The 24,747-nt window shown below is 40.4% G+C and carries 19 protein-coding genes; 5 read left to right on the top strand and 14 right to left on the bottom strand.

Annotated elements, in window-relative coordinates:
• Positions 1-7: 7 nt before the first annotated feature.
• The 10 genes from BM015_RS09395 to BM015_RS09350 form a co-directional block, all read right to left on the bottom strand.
• Positions 8-760 carry an NUDIX hydrolase gene (locus BM015_RS09395; protein WP_143075808.1) on the bottom strand — a complete coding sequence of 251 codons (753 nt, stop codon included), beginning with the start codon at positions 758-760 and terminating at the stop codon, positions 8-10.
• Positions 761-893: 133 nt separating this feature from the next.
• Positions 894-1,172 carry an OmpH/Skp family outer membrane protein gene (locus BM015_RS09390; protein ID WP_090657626.1) on the bottom strand — a complete coding sequence of 93 codons (279 nt, stop codon included), beginning with the start codon at positions 1,170-1,172 and terminating at the stop codon, positions 894-896.
• Positions 1,173-1,298: 126 nt separating this feature from the next.
• Positions 1,299-3,527: an NAD-dependent DNA ligase LigA gene (ligA, locus tag BM015_RS21835; protein WP_245751336.1), complete on the bottom strand. Its 2,229-nt coding sequence runs from the start codon at positions 3,525-3,527 to the stop codon at positions 1,299-1,301.
• An 88-nt stretch (positions 3,528-3,615) separates the two neighbouring features.
• Complete coding sequence (locus BM015_RS09375; protein WP_090657624.1) at positions 3,616-4,239, bottom strand: hypothetical protein; 624 nt, start codon at positions 4,237-4,239, stop codon at positions 3,616-3,618.
• 5 nt (positions 4,240-4,244) lie between these two features.
• Positions 4,245-4,415 carry a hypothetical protein gene (locus tag BM015_RS21545; protein ID WP_177191858.1) on the bottom strand — a complete coding sequence of 57 codons (171 nt, stop codon included), beginning with the start codon at positions 4,413-4,415 and terminating at the stop codon, positions 4,245-4,247.
• A gap of 55 nt (positions 4,416-4,470) precedes the next feature.
• Positions 4,471-5,298, bottom strand: coding sequence for a formyltetrahydrofolate deformylase (gene purU / locus BM015_RS09370; protein ID WP_090657622.1), 828 nt, complete (start codon positions 5,296-5,298; stop codon positions 4,471-4,473).
• A 28-nt stretch (positions 5,299-5,326) separates the two neighbouring features.
• Positions 5,327-6,475 carry a glycerate kinase gene (locus tag BM015_RS09365; protein WP_090657620.1) on the bottom strand — a complete coding sequence of 383 codons (1,149 nt, stop codon included), beginning with the start codon at positions 6,473-6,475 and terminating at the stop codon, positions 5,327-5,329.
• A 3-nt stretch (positions 6,476-6,478) separates the two neighbouring features.
• On the bottom strand, positions 6,479-7,801 hold the full coding sequence (locus BM015_RS09360) for a GntP family permease (protein WP_090657617.1): 1,323 nt from the start codon (positions 7,799-7,801) through the stop codon (positions 6,479-6,481).
• Between the two features lie 128 nt (positions 7,802-7,929).
• On the bottom strand, positions 7,930-9,561 hold the full coding sequence (gene pruA, locus BM015_RS09355; RefSeq protein WP_090657615.1) for an L-glutamate gamma-semialdehyde dehydrogenase: 1,632 nt from the start codon (positions 9,559-9,561) through the stop codon (positions 7,930-7,932).
• 89 nt (positions 9,562-9,650) lie between these two features.
• Positions 9,651-10,244, bottom strand: coding sequence for a Crp/Fnr family transcriptional regulator (locus tag BM015_RS09350; protein WP_090657613.1), 594 nt, complete (start codon positions 10,242-10,244; stop codon positions 9,651-9,653).
• 163 nt (positions 10,245-10,407) lie between these two features.
• Here BM015_RS09350 and BM015_RS09345 point away from each other — a divergent pair, with 163 nt between their 5' ends.
• The 5 genes from BM015_RS09345 (at position 10,408) to BM015_RS09325 (ending at position 20,513) form a co-directional block, all read left to right on the top strand.
• Positions 10,408-12,918: a phosphocholine-specific phospholipase C gene (locus tag BM015_RS09345; protein ID WP_090657611.1), complete on the top strand. Its 2,511-nt coding sequence runs from the start codon at positions 10,408-10,410 to the stop codon at positions 12,916-12,918.
• Between the two features lie 190 nt (positions 12,919-13,108).
• Positions 13,109-14,041 carry a hydrogen peroxide-inducible genes activator gene (locus BM015_RS09340; RefSeq protein WP_090657609.1) on the top strand — a complete coding sequence of 311 codons (933 nt, stop codon included), beginning with the start codon at positions 13,109-13,111 and terminating at the stop codon, positions 14,039-14,041.
• A gap of 116 nt (positions 14,042-14,157) precedes the next feature.
• Entirely contained in the window at positions 14,158-17,130 is a 2,973-nt protein-coding gene (gene porW / locus BM015_RS09335; protein ID WP_090657607.1) for a type IX secretion system periplasmic lipoprotein PorW/SprE, read from the top strand.
• Positions 17,131-17,138: 8 nt separating this feature from the next.
• Positions 17,139-19,595 (top strand): penicillin-binding protein 1A, encoded by a 2,457-nt coding sequence (locus tag BM015_RS09330; protein ID WP_245751334.1) that lies wholly within the window; start codon positions 17,139-17,141, stop codon positions 19,593-19,595.
• A 294-nt stretch (positions 19,596-19,889) separates the two neighbouring features.
• On the top strand, positions 19,890-20,513 hold the full coding sequence (locus BM015_RS09325) for a riboflavin synthase (protein WP_090657605.1): 624 nt from the start codon (positions 19,890-19,892) through the stop codon (positions 20,511-20,513).
• A gap of 58 nt (positions 20,514-20,571) precedes the next feature.
• On the opposite strand, the gene BM015_RS09320 is transcribed toward BM015_RS09325, so the two are convergent.
• The 4 genes from BM015_RS09320 to BM015_RS09305 all read right to left on the bottom strand — a co-directional run bounded on the left by BM015_RS09320 (position 20,572) and on the right by BM015_RS09305 (position 24,674).
• Positions 20,572-21,735 carry a MalY/PatB family protein gene (locus tag BM015_RS09320; protein WP_090657603.1) on the bottom strand — a complete coding sequence of 388 codons (1,164 nt, stop codon included), beginning with the start codon at positions 21,733-21,735 and terminating at the stop codon, positions 20,572-20,574.
• Between the two features lie 81 nt (positions 21,736-21,816).
• Positions 21,817-22,812, bottom strand: coding sequence for a serine hydrolase domain-containing protein (locus BM015_RS09315; protein ID WP_090657601.1), 996 nt, complete (start codon positions 22,810-22,812; stop codon positions 21,817-21,819).
• A gap of 155 nt (positions 22,813-22,967) precedes the next feature.
• On the bottom strand, positions 22,968-24,077 hold the full coding sequence (locus BM015_RS09310) for a DUF2911 domain-containing protein (RefSeq protein ID WP_090657599.1): 1,110 nt from the start codon (positions 24,075-24,077) through the stop codon (positions 22,968-22,970).
• A 192-nt stretch (positions 24,078-24,269) separates the two neighbouring features.
• Complete coding sequence (locus BM015_RS09305; protein WP_090657597.1) at positions 24,270-24,674, bottom strand: hypothetical protein; 405 nt, start codon at positions 24,672-24,674, stop codon at positions 24,270-24,272.
• Between the last annotated feature and the right edge of the window lie 73 nt (positions 24,675-24,747).

Genomic DNA, 24,747 nt, shown 5'->3' with positions numbered 1-24,747 from the left:
TTGTTATTTAAAACTCAATCCCTGTCCATTTCTTTTTATTCTGGCTGTATTTATCAAAATCAAAACGGTATAACCTGCCGGGGCGGTGATGTACATCATCTTCATATTCGCCGGTATCAATCAAAAAGTCCATAGAAAAGAATTTCTTGCGAAAGTTGCGGCGGTCAAGCTTTATGTCGAGGATGGCTTCATATAAATTCTGCAGTTCACGCAAGGAAAATTTTTCGGGCAGAAGGTTTAGGCCCAATGGGTGTTCCAGCATTCTTTTTTGCAGCCATTTATAACAAACATCCAGTATTTCCTTATGATCGAAAGCCATATTGCAGGCCGTTTTTACTGTATGCCAATGCAATTCATTATCAAGAATATTAAGCGCATGATGTTCTGTATTCAGCAAAGAACAATAGGCCACCGTAATTACGCGGCCACCGGGATGGCGGTGTGGTTTGCTGAATGTTTTAACCTGTTCAAGGTAAACATCCCGCATGCCCGTTCTTTCACGCAAAACGCGGTAAGCGGCATCATCAAGCTCTTCATCATCATGTGCAAAATCTCCAAGCAGCGTCCATTTTCCATCAAACATTTCAAGGTCACTTCGTATAAGCAGCACTTTAAGTTCATTATTATCAAAACCAAAAATCACACAGTCAACTGTTATGGGCACACGCGGATAAGTTTCAACCAGTTGCTGAACCTGTTCCAGGGCATTGTTTGTATCTTCTTGTTTTTTTATACCGGAGATAGCTTCTGCTGAAGACATGGCAAGTAATTTATAATTCGCAATAGAAGTGTAAAAGTAACACAACAGAATTTACCTGTCAAAACCATCCGGTTAATTTAGCCGGCTACCGATTATAAAAAAAAGCGGCTATTAATAACCGCTTCTTTTATAACTATTCTTCAATCCAGGCAGGCTGCTTGCTGCCTGTTCGGGAAACAGTGAGCTTCTTCTTTTTAACCTGAAGCTGCGCTTTCAATTCTGCCATTTGCTTTTGCAGAATTTCGTTAGAGGCCTTCAATTCTTTTACTTCCTTCTCAAGCTTTGCGAGCCTGTCTGCCTGCATAGTGTCAATCACAACAGAATCATTTGCAGTTCCTGTTTTCTGTGCGGGGCCGGCAAAACACATCACTGAAAAAGATGCAATTATTAGCGTAATAAATATTTTTTTCATTATGCAAGGTTATACCGCAATATTACTTTTTTATCAGCCAAAATGGGCCTAAGAAAATGTTATAAAACTAACAATTGTAAGTATTCTTAATATTACTTTTCATAAAGAAAAATAACGAAGCGATGGTTATTTAATCAATGCAAGAAACTCATCTTCACTGATGATTTTTATGGTGTTGATCTTTTTTGCTTTCTCCAGTTTACTGCCGGCATCTTCGCCCACAACAAGGTAATTAAGTTTGCTGCTAACACCGCTAACGATTTTGCCGCCATGTTTCTCAACCAGTTCTTCTGCATCGCTGCGTTTAAGTTTGTTTAATGTGCCTGTAAATAAAAATGTTTGTTCGCTCAAAGTATTGCTTTCTTCAGATGATTGCTTTTTGGTGTTCTTCATATTTAAACCCAAATCCTGCAAACGATGTAATATCTGCAGGTTATCATCATTATGAAAAAAGCCATAAATGCTTGTTGCCACTTTAATACCGATGTCTTCCAGTTGCTGCAAATCTTCAATGCTCATTTTCTCAAAATCATATATTTCCTTAACAGCATTGGCTAAAGTTTTGGCAGTTGTTTCACCAGCATAACGAATACCCAAAGCATAAATCAAACGGTGCAATGGCTGTTTTTTAGAATCTTCAATAGCCGATTGTAAATTATCAATTGACTTTTTACCAAAACCTTCCAGTTTGCCGATGGCTTCAAAATCCAGTGTATAAATACCGGGAATATCTTTTAATAAACCCAGTTCAAAAAACTTCAGCACATTGGCTGCCCCAAAATGTTTTATATCCATAGCATCCTTGCTCACAAAATGTATGATCTTTTCAACCACCTGTGCCGGGCACTCTATGTTAATGCAACGCCATACGGCTTCCCCTTCTTCTTTAAATAATTTGCTTTTACAAACCGGGCATTCAGCAGGATAATTGATAATTGTTTCTTTGCCTGTTCTTACTTCCGGCAACGATTTTACAATCTGTGGAATTACATCGCCTGCACGTTCCACCAGTACCATATCGCCAATGCGTAAATCTTTTTCTTTGATGTATTCTTCGTTATGCATGGAAATGCTTGACACTGTAACGCCGCCGATAAACACGGGTTCAAGTTTGGCTACCGGTGTTACAGCGCCGGTTCTGCCCACATTAAATTCCACACCAATCAATTTTGTTGTGCCTTGCCGCGCCTTAAATTTAAAAGCAATTGCCCACCGCGGATGATGCGATGTCATGCCCAGTTTATCCTGCAGGGCAAGGTCGTTCACCTTTATTACCATGCCATCAATTTCATACGGAAGTTCATCGCGTTTAACCTCAAACTCCCGGCAATATTTTATTACTGCATCAATTCCCTTAACTACCTTTTTCTCTTTTTCAGGGCTGCGGAAACCCAGGTCCCACAGCATTTTCAGCGATTCACTATGCGTTATAAAAGGCGCTTCTTCTTCAGAAATATTTTCTTTGGAATGATCTTTTTGATCCGGATTTTTTTTGTTTTTTTTATTTGCCGCATCGAATTCGCCATTAGCAGTTTTATCATAATCTTCATATACCTGTTCATGGCTCATTTCATCTGAAACTTTTTTTCCTTCCAGCGTGGTATAATAACTCACATGATACAAAAATGCTTCGAGGTTTCTTTTGGCAACGAGCCTGGGGTCTTTAATGCGCAAACTGCCGCTGGCTGCGTTGCGCGGATTAGCCAGCACAGGCAGGCCTTCTTCTTCCATTTGCTCATTATATTTTGCAAAAGATTTTTTGCTCATCAATACCTCGCCACGTATTTCAGCCGTTTGAATGTTATATTCAGAAAATGCCGCTGATAAAGGAATAGAACGAACCTGTTTAATATTGGTGGTTATTTCTTCACCTTCAACACCATTGCCGCGTGTAACACCGCGGCTTAGCTCATCATCTTCATAAATAAGCGAAATACTGGCGCCATCAAACTTTGGCTCCACGCAATATTCAATTATATCAAGCCCTGTATTCTCTCTTGCCTTGCGGTCAAAATCAATAAGGTCCGCTTCATTATAACTATTGTCGAGGCTAAGCATGGGCACAAGATGCTGAACGGTAGGAAAAGCCGTATTTAAAATTAAACTGCTACCCACGCGCTGCGTAGGCGAATTATTGGTAATAAGATCGGGATGTGCTTTCTCTATCGCTTCAAGCTGTTTATACAACTGGTCGTATTCCGTATCGGAAACCAGCGGATCGTTCATAACATAATAACGATATTCATGAAAACGCAATGCTTTTCTAAGTGCATCAATATCTTTTGCCGATGCGGGTTGTTTAAGAAATGCTTTTGATATTTTTTCAAGATGCTGAACCTGCGCTGTAGAATACATGATTGAAAGTTTGCGGCAAATTAAGAAGTTGTTTTTATTATTGAATGCCGCTGCCAAAACTCATATCATGCGTAGAAAAAAGGTAAGGTTATTTTTTTATTTTTTCACGGATGGCTTCTTCTACTATCTGGCAAAAATCGTTGAAAGGGATACTGCTGATGCTAAACCCTGCATTCGCAACAATTTCCGGCAACCGGGCAATAAATTCTTGATATTCGTTTACCAGTATAATATCCCCGGGAATAGTTGTACGTCGGGAAGCTGAACGTAACCAGTTTCGTATGCCCCGAATAATTTGCAAAGGGTTTTTATTATGGGCTTTTATATCAACACCGTTCAAATCAGAAATATATTGCTGGTAACTAAATTTATCACGTTCAAATATTAAAGCCACTTTAGACTTTTGGCGATCGTTGCCAAAACGTTTTGCGCCAAAGAAAATGCCAAGCTCAAACGGCATATTAAAGCGGGGATAGCCTTTCTTTCCCGTTTCTATTCTTGATATATCGTGAATGGCATAGCGGCATTTTTTTATCCAGCTTATAATTTTATCCAGCCTGTTATAGCTGCTGTCTTCCTCAATAAGCGCACTTACCGGTACAAAACCACACCTGTACACAGTGAAAACAATAGCCTGCAATAGCGGCGCATAATCTTCATCGAAGGGGCAATTTATAAATACATGATCGTTATAGCCCGGGTTCAAGGCCATAGCAGTTAATCTTTAACGGTATTGGTTTTCCGGGAGGTGTTCTTTGTAATTTTTACAACAGCAGGTGCTTTTACTGCACTCAAGGGCTTTGCATAGGCGGCTTCTACAGCTTTGCGGATCTTTGAGCGGGGAACAGTAGTAGCCCTTTTCATTGTTTTTAAAGTTATTGTTGACATATAACAAAGTTAAGTTTTGTTTTTTAAAAAGACAGCATATCGTTAAATGCAAATATCATTCAAACACAATTGTTTTATTCTTATAAACAAAAACCCTGTCGTTTAAAACGAGCTGTAATGCTTTTGCCAGCACAGCCGTTTCAATTTCTTTGCCGGCGTGCATCATGGCCTGGGCTGTAAAAGAGTGATCTACCGGAATAATTTGTTGTGCAATGATAGGGCCTTCATCCAAATCATTTGTTACAAAATGCGCTGTGGCGCCAATGAGTTTTACGCCGCGTTCAAACGCTTTTTTATAAGGATTAGCACCGATGAATGCGGGCAAAAATGAATGATGAATATTGATGATGTGCATAGCATAATGCTTTACAAATCCCGGCGACAATATGCGCATGAACTTAGCCAAAACAAGATAATCGCAATCGTAACCATCAATTATATTTTTGATAGCTGATTCAAATGTTTCTTTATCCTTATCAAGATGGGATACAAAATGAAAAGGCACGTCAAAGCGGCTGCATATATTTTCAAGCGTTGTATGGTTGCCAATAACGCATTGCACGGTTGCGCCAAGCGTTTTAAAATAATTGCGGATAAGAATATCTGCAAGACAATGATATTCTTTCGTTACCAATACAATTATTTTCTTTTCCGGTAAAGGGTTTACGTGCACGTTTGCATCTTGCGGCAACACCTGTAATAACTCCTGCTGAAGTTTATCTGCTTCTTCATAGTGCGTTGTTTCGAGCCGCATAAAAAAGCGGTTTTCGGCAGTATCAACATGTTCACGCATCGCTACTATATTGATGTTATTGGCAGATAATACACCAGAGATTGCCGCTACCAAACCAACCCTGTCTTTACACTGAATTACGATAATCATGATTGAAAATTGTCAAAGATAAATTGCATTAAACAGCTTTAATTTTTTGTGATATACTTATCAATTTTCCAATGATAGCCCCGGTTCTTATTAAGTTAGCTTTCGTGTGCTGCATAGCGGTATTTATATCAGTTGCTTCATTATTAATTGAAAACAATACATCAAAATACTGCTGCAATTCTTTATTATTTTCAAGCGGAACATTGCCTGCCGCACCTATAACCGGAATATTCTTTTCTTTTGCCTTTACTGCTACGCCGTAGGGCCCTTTTCCCTGCAAGGTTTGCGCATCAATTTTCCCTTCACCGGTTATAACAATATCTGCTTTTTGCAAAGCTTTTTCAAACCCGGTTATGGAAAGAAAATATTCAATTCCGTTAACCAGTTTTGCATTACAGTAAGCAGCTAATCCGGCAGCAACGCCACCTGCCGCGCCGCCGTGTTTTATGGCTGACATATCAATGCCTGTTTGCTTTAAAGTGACAGCATTAAATACGGTAAGCGCTGCCTCCAGTTTTATAATGTCATCTTCCGATGCACCTTTTTGCGGCCCGAATATTTTTGCAGCGCCATTGTTGCCAAGCAAAGTATTTTCAACATCACAAAGAATAACCAGTTCACAGGATAGCACCCTTTTATCAAATTCGCTTGTATCAATGAAACTTAATGCCGGTAACGCTTTTGGAATGATTTCAATTAATTTGTTTTTATCATTCAAAAATTTTATGCCAAGCGCCCGCAAAATACCAATGCCGCCATCCACAGTTGCACTGCCGCCAATACACAGGATTATTTTGCGCACTTTTTTATCCAAAGCATGTTTAATTAATTCACCTGTTCCAAATGTTGTTGCATGCAAAGGGTTCAGTTCATCTGTCTTCAGCAATTTTATACCCGATGCATTGGCCAGTTCTACCACAGCCGTTCTTTCATCATCAATCAGGCCATAGGAAGACTTTATTTTTCTGCCCAAAGCATCATGCGTTTCAACATTAATGGTTTTGCCATTTTGTTTTTGAATGATGAGTTCTGCCGTTCCATCGCCACCATCGCCAACAGGAAAATATTCAATACTGCATGGAAGTTTGCTTTGCAGCAAACCTTCACCAATAGCTTTTGCGGCAGCAGTTGCATTGAGGCTGTTTTTAAAAGCGTTTGGTGCAATAAGAATATTCATTTTTCAGATAATAAATGACAATAAATAAATTGTGAGCAAGGTTATTAAACCCATAAATGCTGTGGCGATGGAATATACTTTCAGCATAGATTTCATTTCAATGCCACTGAATTTGGCGATTACCCAAAAATAGGCGTCGTTGGCATGTGAGATCATCATAGAACCTGCGCCCATTGATAATACACAAAGCAACCTGTCTGTATCACTTTGCAAACCGAGTGCGGGTAATAAAGGCTGCACGATTGAAGCAGCCGTTATAATAGCAACAGTTGATGAACCCTGCGCCGTTTTAAGAATGAACGTAATTAAAAAAGGAAATAAAATGCCAAGCGAACCTAATGGCAGCACGCTACTGAAATGTTCGCCAATCTTTGTTGCTGCCAGCACTGCACCAAAAGCGCCGCCTGCACCTATTATAACAAGAATGCCGCCTGCTTTTTCAGCAGCTTCCTGTAATTGTTTGCTTACAATGGTTTTCGTCCATGCGCGGCTGCAATTAAATGCAAGCAATACGCCTGCTGCAAGCGCTATTGCAGGTTCGCCCAAAATGGAAAAGATTTGTGCAATGTTTGTTTCATCTCCTTCCAATGCAAAGAAAGATTTTAATGCTATCAGCACTATGGGAATAACAACCGGTAAAAATGCCTGCATAACCGATGGCGGTTTTGCCGCCGCCGTAACAATCTCTTCTTCGGCTTCAATAAAATTTGTTTTCTTGCCAGCGAACCTCGCCCATATATTTCCAATAATCATAGCGGGCAATGCAGCAATAATGCCGGTTAATATCAGCTTGCCAAAATCAACATTAATAATACCTGCAGCGCTTGCAGCACCGGGGTGCGGCGGCATTAAACAATGCACAGCATATAAACCCGTAGATAAAGCAACGCTGGTTATAACAACAGAAATGCCGGCACGCTTTGCAACAGATTTATTAATGCCGCTTAATACAATAAAACCTGAATCACAGAATATAGGCATGCCAACAATAAAACCTGTGAGGCTTAATGCAAGCGAAGCATTTTTCTCACCAACCATCTTTAATATAAAATTGGCCATTACTTTGGTGCTGCCTGTATGTTCAAGCAATACGCCAAGCGTTGTACCTAAAACGATAATCAATGCCAGCGAACGCATGATGTTGCCAAAACCATCTTTAACTGCGTTCAATATATCTTCAAAAGGCATTTGCACGCCAAGGCCAACAACAAAGCAGGCAATCAATAAAGCGAAGAAAGCATGTATGTGATATTTTGCTGTAAGCAAAACGATAACAACGATGCCTGCAACCAACCAAATAATTAATTGAGTAAAACCTGCTGCCATGCCCGGGTAAAAAATTTTTACAATATAAGGCTAAATTGATTGCTGCATGGTTGAAGTAAACACTGGTTTATAAAATGAAAAGCCCGGCGAACCAAAAAATCGCCGGGCTTTTTTATATGTTCTTAAACTTAATCAGCCTGTAAAAAAGGATAACGATAATCAGTTGGCGGATTAAAAGTTTCCTTGATGGTTCTTGCACTCAGCCAGCGGTAAAGGTTAAGCATGCTGCCTGCTTTATCGTTGGTGCCGCTTGCCCTTGCGCCGCCAAAAGGCTGCTGGCCAACAACAGCGCCGGTTGGCTTATCGTTGATGTAAAAATTGCCTGCCGCATTTCTCAATTTTTCTGTTGCTAATACAATTGCATCCCTGTCTTGTGCAATAATGCTGCCCGTAAGCGCATAAGGCGAAGTTGTATTAACCAGTTCTATTGTTTCTTCAAACTTATTTTCATCATACACATAAACAGTAAGCACCGGCCCGAATATTTCTTCACATAAAGCAACATACTTCGAGTTTGAAGTTTCTATAACTGTTGGCTCAATAAAATAGCCTTTGCTTTTATCGTAGTTACCTCCTGCTATAATTGTAGCATCACTGCTTTGCTTTGCCGCATCAATATATTTTGCAATACGGTCAAATGCTTTTTCATCTATAACAGCATTCATAAAATTGGTGAAATCTTCAACACTGCCCATCTTCATCGTTTTAAGTTCTGCAACAAGCTTATCCTTGATTGCTTGTGCAATATTAGATGGAAGATATGCCCTTGATGCAGCAGAACATTTCTGCCCCTGGAATTCAAAAGCGCCTCTTACCAACGCTGTAACGGTAGCATCAACATCTGCAGATTTATGCACCAATACAAAATCTTTACCGCCTGTTTCACCAACAATACGTGGATAAACTTTGTAATTGCCAACATTCTCACCAATCGTCTTCCACATTTGATTAAACACGCCTGTGCTGCCTGTAAAATGCACGCCGGCAAAATCAGGATGTGAGAAACATACATTGCCCAGCACAGGGCCATCAACATAAATTAAATTAATAACGCCATCGGGCAAACCTGCTTCCTTTAAAACACGCATGAACACTTGCGCTGCGAAGATTTGCGTGTGCGCAGGTTTCCATACTATAACATTGCCGCACATAGCAGCGCTTGTTGGCAAATTGCCGGCAATAGCCGTGAAATTAAAAGGCGTTACCGCCAGCACAAAACCTTCGAGCGGGCGCCATTCCATACGGTTATGCATGCCCGGCGCCGAATTAGGCTGTTGTTTATATATTTCGCTTAAAAAGTGAACATTAAACCGTAAAAAATCTATGAGCTCGCAGGCACTGTCAATTTCTGCCTGGAAAGCATTCTTGCTTTGCCCGAGCATGGTGGCGCCGTTTATCTGGTAACGGTATTTGCCGGCAAGCAAATCAGCAGCCTTAAGAAATATATGCGCCCTGTCTTCCCATGGCATAGCTGCCCAGTTTTCTTTCGCAGCGAGCGCCGCATTAATGGCTTGCTTAACATGGCTTTCATTGCCTTCATGAAAATAACCCAGCGTATGCGCAGTTTCATGTGGTGGGTGCAGGGCAACTTTATTTCCGGTGCGCACTTCTTCCGCACCTATATACATCGGGATATCAGCTTCCGCTTTTTTTAATTCTGCTACAACTTTTTTCAACTGCTTTCTTTCTGCTGAACCGGCAGCGTATCCATAAACCGGTTCATTTACCGGCATAGGGTAGGCAAAATATCCAAGACTCATAGTAAAAAATTTGCGCAAAGGTAAAGCAAGCGGCTTGCTTTATTTAACGCTATCGTTTGCACTGCTGTTAAAAATTGATCCGGATAATATTATATTTTAAAATTTTTAGCGGCAAGGTCTTTACGTACCCTGCTTAAACTTTCGGGTGTAATGCCAAGATAAGAAGCCACCAGTATTTGCGGCACCCGCAGTAATATATCGGGGTAAATTTTTATGAAATCAAGATAACGTTCTTCTGCTGTTGCACCGAGCAGCATATTTATCCTGTGCTGCAACTGGCGTATATGGTTATGCAGCAAATGGTTGGTGAATAAGCCAAATGCTTCATCTGCATTTGAAATGGTGCAGATCAGTTGCTCATCAATCATCGCTACATCACTGTCTTCAAGCGCCTGTATGAAAAATTGCGATGGCCTGTTAAAAAACTGGCTTTCCCTGTCGCCAACAAACCAGCCTTCCGGGGCAAACTGTATAATATGCTCTTTGCCCTTATTATCTATTGAATAATAGCGCAGCAAACCTTTTTCAACATAAAAAGATTGGCTGCATATTTCGCCTTCCCGCAAAAGAAATTTGCCTTTTTCAACGTGCTGCTTTTTTTGATTAGCTATAATATCATTTACTGCTTCTGCTTCAAGCCCGGTATTAGTGGTTAAGTATGTTGAGAAAGGAAAATGATTCATAGTTTAAAGCTAACCCGAAGATGATGAACAAAATATAATTTTAGAAAACTATTTCGCTAAATCACAATAAGGGCTTTTTGTTATTTAATTATTAAGTATATCTTGTTTTTGTCATTTATTTTTTACGTTTGGCTTGTTACAAACACTGCCATTATTTATAACTATGACAGACAGAAGGGCGTTTCTTAAAAAAGCTGCACTGCTATCAGGCGGCATAAGTTTAACGGGCAAATTGCCGGCATCAATCCAGCGGGCATTTGCCATCAATCCAAATGCAGGTTCCACTTATCTTGATGCAGAACATATCGTTTTCCTCATGCAGGAAAACCGTTCTTTCGATCATTGTTATGGCACATTACAAGGCGTTCGTGGTTTCAACGATCCGCGGGCCATTTCACTCCCCGATAAAAATAAAGTATGGGCGCAAACCAATGCTGAAGGTGAAACCTATACGCCTTTTCGCCTTGATATAAATGACAGCAAAATAACCTGGCTGGGTTCTTTGCCGCATAGCTGGGACGATATGGCGATGGCAAGAAATGAAGGGCATCATAATAAATGGCTTGATGCAAAAAGATCGGGGCGGAAGGAATGTAAAAACATGCCTTTAACAATGGGGCATTTTACAAGAGATGACATTCCTTTTTATTATGCGCTGGCAGATGCTTTTACTATATGCGATCAGCATTTCTGCGGATCGCTCACCGGCACCACGCCCAACCGCCTGCATTTCTGGACAGGCACCATTCGCGAAAAGCACGATGAAAATGCAATTGCCAATGTATATAATTCTGATGTTGATTATGGCAAAGAGGCCGGCTGGAAAACGTTTCCCGAATATCTTGAAGAGAACAATATTTCATGGAAAATATACCAGAACGAAGTAAGCATAGACACGGGTTTTGAAGGTGAGGAAGAAGACTGGCTGGCAAATTTTACCGATAATCCTATTGAATGGTTTAAACAGTTCAATATTCGTTTTGCAAAAGGCCATATTGCCTATTTACAAAAAGCCATTTATACACTTCCGGAAAACATAAAAACATTACAGAATACAATAAACAAATTACCTGCCGATGATGCATCTCTTGCTGATTTAAAGAAGAAACTTGAAAACCTGCAGCACAAATACAATTATGTAAAAGATGCAATAAATAAATACACGGCTGAAAGCTTTGATAAGCTTTCTCCGCTGCAAAAAAACCTGCATGAAAAAGCGTTTTGCAACAACAGCAACGATGCAGATTACCGCAGCCTTGAAACCATTACTTACGATGATAATGGCACAACAAGAACCATGCAGATACCAAAAGGCGATGTGTTGTACCAGTTAAGAGAAGATGTAAAGAATGGCCAGTTGCCAACTGTATCATGGATTGTGGCGCCTTCCAATTTCTCCGATCATCCCGGTTCGCCCTGGTATGGTGCATGGTATTTAAGTGAAGTGTTTGATATACTCACACAAAACCCCGAAGTGTGGAAGAAGACTATTTTCATTTTAAACTATGATGAGAATGATGGCTACTTCGATCATGTGCCGCCGTTTGTTCCGCCCAATCCATATAAAGAAAATAGCGGTAAAGCTTCTGCTTCCGTTAATACAAAAGAAGAATATGTAAGCAAGCAGCAAAGCTGGATGAAAGAAGATGCAAAACGCATGAAAGAACAGGCGGAAGGCCCGGTAGGGCTGGGTTTCAGGGTGCCGCTTGTAATAGCATCGCCCTGGAGCCGAGGCGGCTGGGTTAATTCAGAAGTATTCGACCTTACTTCACCTATTCAATTCATGGAACATTTTCTTTCGCATAAAACAGGCAGGAAAATTTATTCGAATGAAGTAAATAGTTTCAGAAGGGCTGTTTGCGGCAATCTTACTTCTGTTTTCAGGCCATATAATGGCGAAAACATTACGTTGCCAACGCCTGTTGACAGGATTCCATTCCTGGAAGGTATTCATAAAGCGCAGTTTAAAGCAATGCCGTCGGGCTATAAAAAATTGTCGCGTGCTGATATAGATACCTTAAATGCAAATGCGGTTGCTTCACCCTTCATTCCAAAACAGGAAAAGGGCACACGCCCTGCCTGCGCTATTCCATACCAGTTATATGCAGAAGGCAAACTCAACAACACTGTGTTCAATATTCAGTTTGATAATAAAAAAGATTTGTTTGGCGATAAAACAACCGGCGCACCTTTTATTGTGTATAATCTTTTAAATGATCTGCCACCACGTAATTATGTTGTGCTGCCGGGAGATACAATCACCGATGAATGGAATATAAATGCTGATGGCGATTATCATTTGCGTGTAAACGGGCCTAATGGTTTTTACAGGGAATTTATTGGCGATAAGGCAAATACTTTAATTGAAGTGGTGTGCAGTTATCAAAAAAACGCAAGTGGTTTAACCGGCAATATTGAACTGGGCATAAAAAATATGTCTGCACAAAAACAGGTCATTGAAATTATTGATAACGCTTATAAAGCAGCAGCTATTACGCAAACACTTGCGCCAAATGCAATTTTAGCTATCCCTGTCAATCTTAATAAAAGCAGCAATTGGTACGATGTGAGTATAAAAATAAAAGACAATAAAATTTTTGAAAGAAGATATGCCGGCCACGTGGAAACAGGCAAAGCCAGCATTACCGACCCTTTAATGGGCGGCGTGGTATAAATTATTTAGTTACTAATATCTGTGTATCTGTTGCAAATCAATTCAGCCCTGTATAAATTGATTAATTTTGCATTTTGATAGACAGAATCTATAATCTGTCGCACTAAACAGTGAATTGTGACAGCCGGCTAAGAGTAACAGCTATACACCTTTTGGCTCACTCACTATTCACTGCTCACAACTCACTATAATGACATTTACCCAACTTGAATATATAGTTGCTTTAGATACGCATCGTCATTTTGCCGATGCTGCTGCACAATGCTTTATCACGCAGCCAACACTTAGCATGCAGGTGCAGAAACTGGAAGAAGAATTAGGCGTGAAAATTTTCGACCGCAGCAAACAGCCGGTTTTGCCTACAGATCCGGGCGTTGAAATAATTGAACACGCAAAAAAGATTTTAGCCGAAAGAGATGCATTGAATGAAATGATCAATGCTAAAAAAGATCTTGTAAAAGGAGAATTAAAGCTGGGCATTATTCCAACACTGGCACCTTACCTGCTGCCTTTATTCATTCCATCCTTCACCAAAAAACATGAGCAGATAAAACTGGTGGTAAATGAATTAACAACAAACAATATCATCGCCAGCCTTCGCCAGGGTAAAATTGATGCAGGCATTCTTGTTACGCCTTTAAACGAAACCGGCATTAAGGAAGACGTGTTGTTTTATGAAGAAATGCTGGCTTATGTTTCAAAGAATAATGCTGTTTATAAAAAGACATATCTGTTGCCGAAAGATATTGATCCCGACAAATTATTATTGTTGCAGGAAGGACATTGTTTTCGTTCGCAGATGGTGCAGTTGTGCGAACTGCAAAAATCAAAAACACATTCGCATTTTGAATATGAAGCCGGCAGTTTTGAAACCCTGCGCCGCATGGTTGAACTGAACGACGGCATCACTATTTTACCTGAACTGGCCACACTTGATATGACGGCTGCCCAAAAAAACCACCTGCGTTATTTTAAAGCGCCTGTGCCGGTGAGGGAAGTAAGTATTGTCACGCACCGCGACTATTCAAAACGCCGTCTCATTGATGAGTTAAAAAAAGAAATTTTACTGGCTGTGCCCGACAAATTAAAAAAGAACAGGAAAGTAATGGTAGTGCCTGTTTAATGATATTGTTATTGCAGCAAAAGCAATCTTCCCGGCTGCAAAACGTTTACTAAGAATACTGTAAATTTTAAAATAATTTCAGCCTTTATTCAGTTAATAATTAGAATATTTGCCGCATGCAATTTGCCCGTTGTTTATTATTATATGTTTTGATAATGCATGTGCATTTTAGTGCAAATGCGCAACCGGGCACCACTGTGGATTTAAAGAAACCTGAGAAGTATGCAAGCCGTACGCTGGGTTCTGAAAAAACAACGGATGGTAAAATAGGCGCTGTAAAAAAATTCTACCAGAATACCATTACACATTATAACTATGTTTTTAATGCCAACGAGCGCTTAAATGAAATTGTTGAAAGGGCAAAACAGGGTTTTAAAGACGATTATACAAAGCTTCTTCCTTATTACAATTATTCTCTTGATGCAACGGCTGCCGATAATGATATAGATACAATAATTTATAAATGCAATGCCGGTATTTTACTGCACGACCTGCGGAATGATTGGGTGGATGACCTCTATCTTTTAATGGGCAGGGCTTATTACCTACGCAAAAATTTTGATTCGGCAGAACGGGTTTTTGCATATTTGAACTATGCTTTTGCACCAAAAGATGAAGGCTATGACATCCCGGTTGGAAGCAACGAAACAGGAACTGAATTTTCTATCGCCACAAAAGAAAAGAAAAAGCTGCTGAGCCCGCAGCCAAAAAGGAATGAAGATATTGTTTGGATAGCGAAAAATTATATTGAAGAAGACAAGCCGCACGAGGCATCTGCCATCCTCGAAATGCTGCGGTATGATCCGCATTTTCCCGAACGCCTGCGGCCATTACTGCATGAAACAATCGGTTATCTTTTTTATAAATCCGGTGCTTATGACAGCGCTGCCTACCACTTAAGCGAAGCAACCAGTATGGACGATGGCAAGCCGGATAAAGCCAGGCGTGAATATTTAACAGCGCAATTATTCATGGCAGCAGGATTAAAGAAAGAAGCGGAAGATTATTTTACCAGGAGCGCAGATCATACCGTTGATCCTTACATGGCTGTTTATGCAAGCCTGAATGCCATAAATGCCGCCGGAGATTCATCTGATGCAGCAGATAAAAAAATTACAAGTTTGCTGAAACTTGCCAAAAAAGACAGGTATGTGGCTTACCGCGACTTGATCTATTATACTGCGGCGCAGGTGTTAATGCAAAACAATAATTATGAGCAGGCATACCAGTTTGCCAAAAAAAGCATCAAATACAATGTAAATAATCCCACGCAGCACAGCCGCAGCTTTATGTTGCTGGGCGATCTCGAATATGCACGTCCCGATTACCTTCTTGCCAAAGCAGCTTACGACAGCGTAGATGCAGGCAATCTTGCTAATGCCGAAGACGAGGCAAGATTAACCGCAAGGCTTGCTGCTTTGCAGGTAATAGCCGCCAATGTAACGATTATTAATACCGAGGACAGCTTACAGGCGGTTGCGCGTATGCCTGAAGCAGCAAGGGCTGCTTTAATTAAAAAAACAGTTCGTCAGCTAAGAAGGGCGCAGGGATTGAAAGATGAAGATAGTTCTGTATTTATAAACCCTGCGGTTCAGCTCACTGGCAACAATAATAATACAGCGGCAAATGATTTGTTTGCGGCGCAGGCGTCGGCCAAAGGCGACTGGTATTTTAATAATAATACTTTAAAAAGCAGCGGCTATGCGGGTTTCCGTTCTGCCTGGGGCAACCGGCCCGATGTTGATAACTGGAGAAGGATTGATGCCGTATCAAAACAAATTGCCGCTGCCTCCCAGGGCAATCCCGATGGCAATGATACAGATATGGTTGATTCACCGTTAGGCGATCCAATGCTTAATGCCGGAATATCTATTAAGGATAATATTATGAACGGGCAGATTTCGTATGATGTTTTAATGTCCTACCTGCCTTTGACAGAAGAAAAGCTGAAAGAATCAAACAACAAAATTGCGGAAGGCTTTTTCAACAATGGTAAAAAATTCCAGGACGACCTGGAAGATTATAATGCAGCTATTAATGCTTACGACAGCCTCCTTACGCGTTTCCCTGACGATGCACATACTGAAGAAGCATTGCTTAACCTGCATTATTGCTACAATAAACTGGGCAGGAAAGCCTCTGCTGATTCGGTGGCCTCCGTTCTGCGCACAAAGTATAAAGACGGGAAGTTTACCGCTATTCTTAATAGCCTGAAAAAATCTAAAAGGGCAACGGAAAAAGACCCGGCCACAGAAGAATATGAGCGGATTTATAATCTTTTTATAGAGGGCAAATTTGATGAAGCCAAAGCGGCAAAAGCCGTTGCTGATAGTTCGTATGGCAACTCCCACTGGACGCCCCAACTGCTCTTTATAGAGTCAATTTATTATATATCGAAAAGGGAAGACAGCACGGCCATTGAAACGCTCACTTCATTAACTACCCAGTTTGGCAGCACGCCACTGGCAAAGAAGGCTGAAACGATGATTGATGTTTTGCGCAGGCGCCCGGAAATTGAGAATTATCTTACTAACCTGCAGGTAACCCGCTTACCGGAAGATGAGCCATCCCGTGTTGTAACTTTAAACAAAGTGGACAGGGTGGAGGAGAAGAAGGAACTGAAAGCAGATTCTGTAATTGAAAAACAAGGACAGGTTGCAAAAACAATTGTTGACTCTGCAAAGGAAATGAAAGCTGCGGTGAATTCTTATGTTTTCAACGCTTCAGATCAGCAGTTTGTAGGTATTATTTTAAATAAGGTTGACCCGGTTTATGCCAATGAAACCCGCAATGCATTTAACCGTTATAACCAGATAAATTTCTATAATCAGAAAATAAATATCAGTTCTTCAAAAATCAGTGATTCGTTGAGTATTGTGCTTTTAGGGCCTTTCAGTGATGCGGCAGAAGCGCTTATTTATTCAGAAAAAGTTAAACCTAAAGCGCCGGCTTCAATTATTCCCTGGTTAAAACCCGAAAAGTATAGCTTTACAATTATAAGTCAGTCTAATCTTGATATTTTAAACGACACTAAAGATTTAACCGGTTACAGGGAAATGCTGGAGAAAGTTTTACCGGGCAAATTTTAATTTCAGTTATGGGCAGGAATGCAAAAAAGAAAACATCAGGGATAAAAACATCTGTAAAAGTTTTATGGAGGGTATTTTTTATAGGCATCGTATTAGGTGTGCTATTGATTGTAGCGGCAGATTTTGGCCTGCTGGGCAAAATGCCATCAATTGAAGAATTGCAAAACCCTTCGGCATCACTTGCCAGCCAGGTGTTTGCAGATGATGGTACCCTGATGGGCAAATATTTAATACAGGACAGGATAAATGTAAAATATGCCGACATCAGTAAATATGCGGTAGAAGCCTTGGTGGCAACAGAAGACGAACGTTTTTATGAGCACAGTGGCATTGACCCCAAATCTGTGGCGCGTGCTGTTTTTTTATTAGGCAGCCAGGGCGGCGGCAGCACCATTACCATGCAAACCGCAAAAAACCTTTTTACCAGTAACTGGCAAAACAGCAATATATTCACCAGGATCCCGCAAAAAATAAAGGAAGGTATTATTGCCATAAAGCTTGAGCGCAATTTCACCAAAGAAGAAATTATTACTTTATATCTCAACACCGTTCCGTTCAGCGATAATATTTATGGTATCCGCAATGCGGCCAAAACATTCTTTCAAAAAGAACCCGACAGGCTCACCATTGAAGAAGCAGCCACTTTAATAGGAATGGTAAATGCACCCACTGCTTATAATCCGCGTTTATACCCGGCAAGGGCAAAAGAAAGAAGGGATTTCATCATTAATAAAATGGTGAACAGTAATTTTATTACACAAACGCAGGCCAATGCATTAACGGCAAAACCTATCGTACTTAATTATAGGAAGCTGAATGAAAATACAGGCCTGGCGCCTTATTTCAGGATGATTCTGGGCGAGGAAATGAAGAGATGGTGCAAAACGCATACAAAACCTAACGGCGAGAATTATAACCTGTACCTCGATGGTTTGAAAATATATACAACCATCAATCCCAAAATGCAAATCTATGCTGAGGAAGCCGTGGCTAAGCACATGGCGTATATGCAGAAAATCCTCAATTCACAGAGGGATATAAAAACAGGATCGGTGTGGAAAGGGCATGAAAATGTGCTGGAAGCAGCCATGAAAGCCAGCGACCGCTGGAGAAATTCAAAGGAAGCCGGCCTTTCTGAAGCAGATATCCGCAAATCATTCCAGGAAAAAACAAGCATGAAAGTATTTGCCTGGAACAATAACCGTGAAAAAGATACCGTGATGACGCCTTATGATTCCATTAAATATTCAAGGCAGATGCTGGAATGCGGCTTCATGTCGATGGACCCGTTAAGCGGCCATATTAAAGCCTGGGTGGGCGGTATTGATTTCAAGAATTTTAAATTCGACCATGTAAACATCAACACGCGCAGGCAGGTTGGTTCAACTATAAAGCCATTACTGTACAGCCTGGCCATTGAAGAAGCAGGCTTTACGCCTAATACTATGGTGGTTGACCAGCAGCAAAGTTTTGGCCAGTATGGCATGGTGCCTGCAACGGCGGCTTCCTGTACCGGCAATACAATGCCGATGATGTCGGCCCTCACCTGGAGCCGTAACTGCGCCACTGCTTACATTATGAAACAGTTGGGCGGAGATAAAGACAACCAGGGCGCTCAGCGTTTTGTATCGTTTTTAAAGAACTGTAATGTAAAGGCTAAAATTGAGCCCTATCCGTCCATTGCATTAGGCTCCTGCGAAATTTCTTTATATGAAATGCTGCAGGCATACAGCATGTTTCCCGGGAGAGGCTTTAACGTGCAGCCAATGTATATTACCCGTATTGAAGATAAAAACGGCAATGTATTGGAAACACGCACTTCGCAGCGTAAAGAAGTTATAAGCGATGTTACCGCTTATTTCGTTATCAGCATGATGGAGAACGTGGTAAAAGCAGGTACGGGGCGAAGGATGTGGAGTTATGGCGTAAAAGGCGCTATCGCCGGTAAAACCGGTACCACTAATGATAACAGTGATGCCTGGTTTATTGGTTATACGCCACAGTTACTTTGCGGTGTTTGGTCGGGTTGCGACGACAGGTTTATCCGTTTCAGCAGCACGACAAACGGCCAGGGCGCTTCTGCGGCTTTACCTGTTTGGGGTTATTTTTATAATAAAGTGGAAAAAGATAAAACGCTCCCTTATTCAGATACGGCAGGATTTGCCAAACCTGATGTGAACCTGAACGAACCAAGTTATGATTACATCAATAACAGCCAGATGGATTTAGGCGCACAGGGCGATAATACGGGCACCGGCCAGTCGTCTGACTACGAGCAGGGCTACGATAATACCAACCCTGAAAATATTGCGCCCGAAAGCAATACGCAGGATTTATATGATAATGAGAAATCGCCCACCGGTGAAAACGTAAACCCGGCAACCGGTAAAAATAAAAACCCGGCCAGCAAACCACCTGCCGATACAGCAAGGCCAAAAGCGGTAATGCCCAAAAAACCGCAGTAAACCAGGATTGGATTATCGGTAAAAAGGATTTGATCTTTCAGAAAAAGGATTGAATTATTGAGAAAAAGGATTTGATCTTTCAGAAAAAGGATTGAATTATTGGGAAAAAGGATTTGATCTTTCAGAAAAAGGATTGGATCTTTCAGAAAAAGGATTGGATCTTTCAGAAAAAGGATTGGATTATTGAGAAAAAGGATTGGGTCTTTCAGGAAAAGAATCGAATTAATAAAGAATGCTTTCTATAAAGTGCATACAAACATTTTTTGGGCTAAATAGAAAAAGAAATTTGCAAACATGTTTACAGGAATTATTGAAGCAACCGGCACTATTGAAGCAATTGAAAAGAATGGCACTAATGTAAGTTACTGGATTGCATCGCCGGTTTCAAACGAGCTTAAAGTTGATCAAAGCGTTAGCCATGACGGCGTTTGCCTTACAGTGGAAGCCGTTGAGAACAACAGGCACCGCGTAACCGCTATTGAAGAAACACTGTCTAAAACCAATCTCCTGTTCTGGCAAAAAAATACGCAGGTAAATATTGAAAGATGTATGCAGATGAATGGCAGGATTGATGGCCATTTGGTGCAGGGGCATGTGGATGCAACGGCTTCCTGCATTGAAGTTGAACAAAAAGATGGCAGTTGGGAATACCGTTTCCAGGTGCCTGCTGAGTTCACCCATCTTATAATTGAGAAAGGGTCGGTGTGTTTAAATGGAATAAGCTTAACCGCCTTCGATATAAAATTCAACAGCTTTAAAGTAGCTATAATACCCTATACTTATGCGCATACAAACATTCAGCGTGTTAAGAAAGGAACGGTTGTGAATATTGAATTTGATGTAATAGGAAAATACCTGGCAAGGTTCAGGGAAGTTTTTGGCAAACCCGGCACGCCTGGATACAATAATGCTGTTTAGGCTAATGTGAAGATGAACAGGGTTTATTTATTTGATAATGCTTGTTGTTACAATTCTTTTACAAACTCCCCGCAAATACTTTCAGTTTATTCAAACCCTTTTCCAGCAAGACTTTTGGCGTAGCAATATTCAGGCGGATAAAGCCTTCGCCATTGGCGCCATACATCGTGCCGGCATTAACCCAAAGCTGGTGTTTGTTCAGTAAGGTTTCAGCTATGGTTTCAGAAGATTGCCGCAATGCAGTGCAATCAATCCACACCAGATAAGTGGCCTGTAATGGTAACACTTTTAACTGCGGTAATTCCTTGTTTATAAATGCAGCGAGGTATTTATAATTGTTGTATAAATATTGCTTTAATTCCAGCAGCCAATCGTTACCATAATTATAAGCAGCCACCAAAGCTTCTGATGCAAAAACATTCAGGAATGTTGTATCCTGCTCGTTTAATACAGCTTCCAGTTGTTTGCGGATATTTTCATTTGCACTTATCATATACGCCACCTGTACGCCGGCGAGGTTAAAGGTTTTGCTGGGCGATGCGCAGGTGATGGAATGCATTAATGCTTCTTCATTAATGGAAGCGAATGGAGTGTGGGTGAAGCCATCATACACAAGGTCGGAATGTATTTCATCTGATATGACCAATACATTATGTTTTTTACAAATTGCATGAATCTTTATAAGATCATCTTTACTCCATACTCTTCCCACAGGGTTATGCGGATTGCACAACAGCATGAGTTTGGCAGATGGATCGGCAGTCTTTTGTTCGAGGTCGTTAAAATCAATTTTGTATCCGCCATTTTCATAAAGGAGGTTATTGCAAAGCGCTTCGCAGCCGCAGTTTTTTATAGAAATAAAAAAATGATTATACACCGGCGATTGCACGATTATTTTATCGCCATGCTTTGCAAATGCCCTTATAATAACTGATAAAGCAGGTATAATGCCGGGCACCGGAATTATCCAGTCTTTTTGCAATTGAAAATTATGGCTTGTTTGCCACCATTGCAATATGGCTTCATAAAACGCAGGCGGTGTTATGGTGTATCCAAATATGCCATGCTGTATGCGTTTGTTCAATGCTTCAATAATGGGTGGCGCTGTTTTAAAATCCATGTCGGCCACCCATAGAGGCAATACGTTTTCAATGGTTGATAAATCCCATTTTACAGAACTGGTATTATTGCGCGGAATGATCTCATCAAAATTATAATTCATACTGGTGCAAATATTTGCGGATGAAGATAGAGAATTGTAAAGTGAAGCCTGCTTGTCATCAGCTTTTGCAATATGCTGTTATTATTTTTTCAGCATACTGAATATTGCAGGAAATATTTTTTGCTGAAATGCGATTGACTGGTTTATTGCATTGGCATCAGCAATATTTTGATTGATGGCGATAACCGCATTGAGTGAAGGTATAATAACGATAAACTGACCGCCCCAGCCCATGCCATACATTATTTTTGTGTTGTTGTACGTGAAATGATAAAAGGTTAAAGCATAATCCGATTGCGGAAAACCCCAGTAACTTCTATATGTTTTGTGAGGCGTTAATAATTGCTGCACCCAGCTTTCCGCAACAATTTGTTTGCCATTATACACACCTTTGTTTAACAACAGTTCGCCTATTTTAATAAGCGCTTTTGTATTTAAACGCATGCTTAATAAACCGCTGCCATCATAATAACCGTCTGCCATTTTCATCCAGTCAGTATGGGTTATGCCAAGCGGTTGAAACAACATTTTCTGCGCAAAAGAATAGGTGTTCATTCCTGTTGCCTTGGTAAGTATTACCGAGAGTAAATGTGTGGCTGCATTATTGTAATGCCATTCCGTTCCAGGGCTTGCCGTCATCGGCTGTTGTAATGTATAGGCAGAAGGATCAGGCAGTTTTAAAAACAGGTCAAGGCGTTCAAGGTTTTCATGATACAAGCCCGAAGCCTGGTTCATTATATCATGTATGGTAACATTTTGTTTGCGTGCATCACTGTCGTTTTTAAGTTCAGGAAGATAATCAGCAATCTTTTCATCAACCGATGGAATAAAGCCTTTATCAATAGCAATACCTATCAAAATAGCAATTACATTTTTGGTTAGCGACTGATCATTAAATAAACTATCACTATTATAATGATTAAAATATTGATCGTATAAAACGGTATTGTTTTGCTTTACTATTAACCCGTAAATATTTTTATTGTTTTGAAGATAACTGAGCGTATCTAACGGTTGCTGCGCAAAACTTTTTATACAGACAGTGCAAATAAAAAAAAATAAACCAATCTTTTTCATTGTTATTGGATTGATGTAATGAAAGAAAACCCCTGTGCAATCAAAGATTTTCGCGTTGCAAATGTATATGCATTAAGCATCAGGTCAAAGCCTCCGATATGAACCGCATATCAGCCAATACACTGCAGGAATTAAATTTTTTGTTGATGCAAGGATCAGATCGGCTTTCCCTGCTGCAAAGTTTGAATAGCTGTTTCCAGGAACTTTTTAGAGGCATCATCCGGCGCTTGTAACAGCGCCGCCTTTGCATACTCCAGTGCTTTTTTATAATCGCCCATAGCAGAATAAATACGCATCATGCCTGTGTTGGTTGGCCATGCGCCTTTTTGCTTTGTATAATTTTGTTGGAATATATCGAATGCTTCTTTCAGTTTTTTCTCATTCATTAATTGCCTTCCGTAAAAATGTAATTCCAAAGCTGATGCATTGGCAACAGCCGTTTTCATAATTGCTGCCGCATCCTGTTCCTTACCCAATTTTTTTAATAGCGATGCTTTTACAGAAAGTGCGTTGAACGAACTTCGCCCACCCATATCTGGATCAACGGCCGTATTAATCCAGTTAAGCGCTTCATCATAATTGGTATCATTCATTACGCACCATTGTGCTGCTGCTTCAAGGCTTGCGGGATCGAAGCCTATAGCACCGCTCATCTGTTCACGAATATTTTCCAGTACGGTGTGCTTAAGGTCAATTGATACATGTATAGGAAAACTCCATCTTTCCCATTTCAGGTTAATATCAATTGAGCTGTCAGTTTGATTGCTGAAATCATATACAAGCCTTTCCTGCAAATCCGGTAAATTTTTTTGCTGAATGGCAGGCGCATGTAACACATCTAAGTCTTTGCGGTAAAAATAACTGCCCCATTCTTTCGTGTTTTTATTAAAGATGAGTTCGCTGCTGTCGGCCTGTACATCAATAAAAAAAGCATACTTACCTGCGGGCAATGTTTTCCCGTTAATGTTTACATCTGTTGAAAAAGACATGGTTGTACATTCATCAGCACCGGCACGCCACGGTGAAGCCACGTTTGAACCGTAGCCTAACACCTCATATCCGAAAGGCACTACATTGGTACCATAAATCTTTCCTTCACGGCCTTTAACGCCCGGGGCACTGTAATGAATTTCAATTTCTGTAACACCAACTTTTCTGCCGGTAAGGCAAATAATATTGGTATTGCCTGGTAAGCGCAATGCCTGGCCATTGATATTATAAAGCGTAGCGATAATAAAAGATGCAGTTAATAAGTGCTTTTTCATAGCAGTAAATTTTAAGCAAAGGAAAATTGATTCCGCTTAATATGCGTTACCACTAATCAATTAATGCAGCCATTTGATTATAACGTTAAATCTGGGCGGCCTGCGACAATGGTCTGTCCATAGAATAAAGAAATAGAGATGTATTTCCGCCTGTTGTATGCTTGTACTTCACAACCCAACGATGCACAGTACTTAACTTATTTTTTTGCTGATAAACCTTGTGTTCATCGTCTCATTTTCAAAGTAAATCATGTCAGCATCACCGAAAACAAGAATTGTTCCCATACCGTAACCAACTGTTTCACTGATTGCTTGTTTAGTATCTAATGTCTTGGTGTCAATGTTAGCGTTTTCACTAATAATGTAGCAAGTCTTGTTAGCTATTCCGTTTTTAAGGAGTGCTTGAAATATTGCATATTCTTCATCCTTCTTGATTGTGTCAAACAAGTTCCACTTGAAAAAATTGAAGTGAGAAAGGTCACTGATAAATTTGTGTCGGTTTTTAGCTGATGAAATAAACTGAATATAACGATCTTGTTTTGCCTTCTCGACGAATTTTTTGATAACCTTAATTTCTAAATCTGCATTTTGCGTCATACGAATGGATGTGTCAATTTATCAAGTTGTTTCAATGTCTAGTAAGGTTTGAGGGATGCCATTTAAAATGGCA

Origin of the sequence: Parafilimonas terrae (assembly GCF_900115755.1) — a bacterium.
Lineage (GTDB): Bacteria > Bacteroidota > Bacteroidia > Chitinophagales > Chitinophagaceae > Parafilimonas > Parafilimonas terrae.
This window is presented reverse-complemented; position numbering and strand designations above follow the sequence as displayed.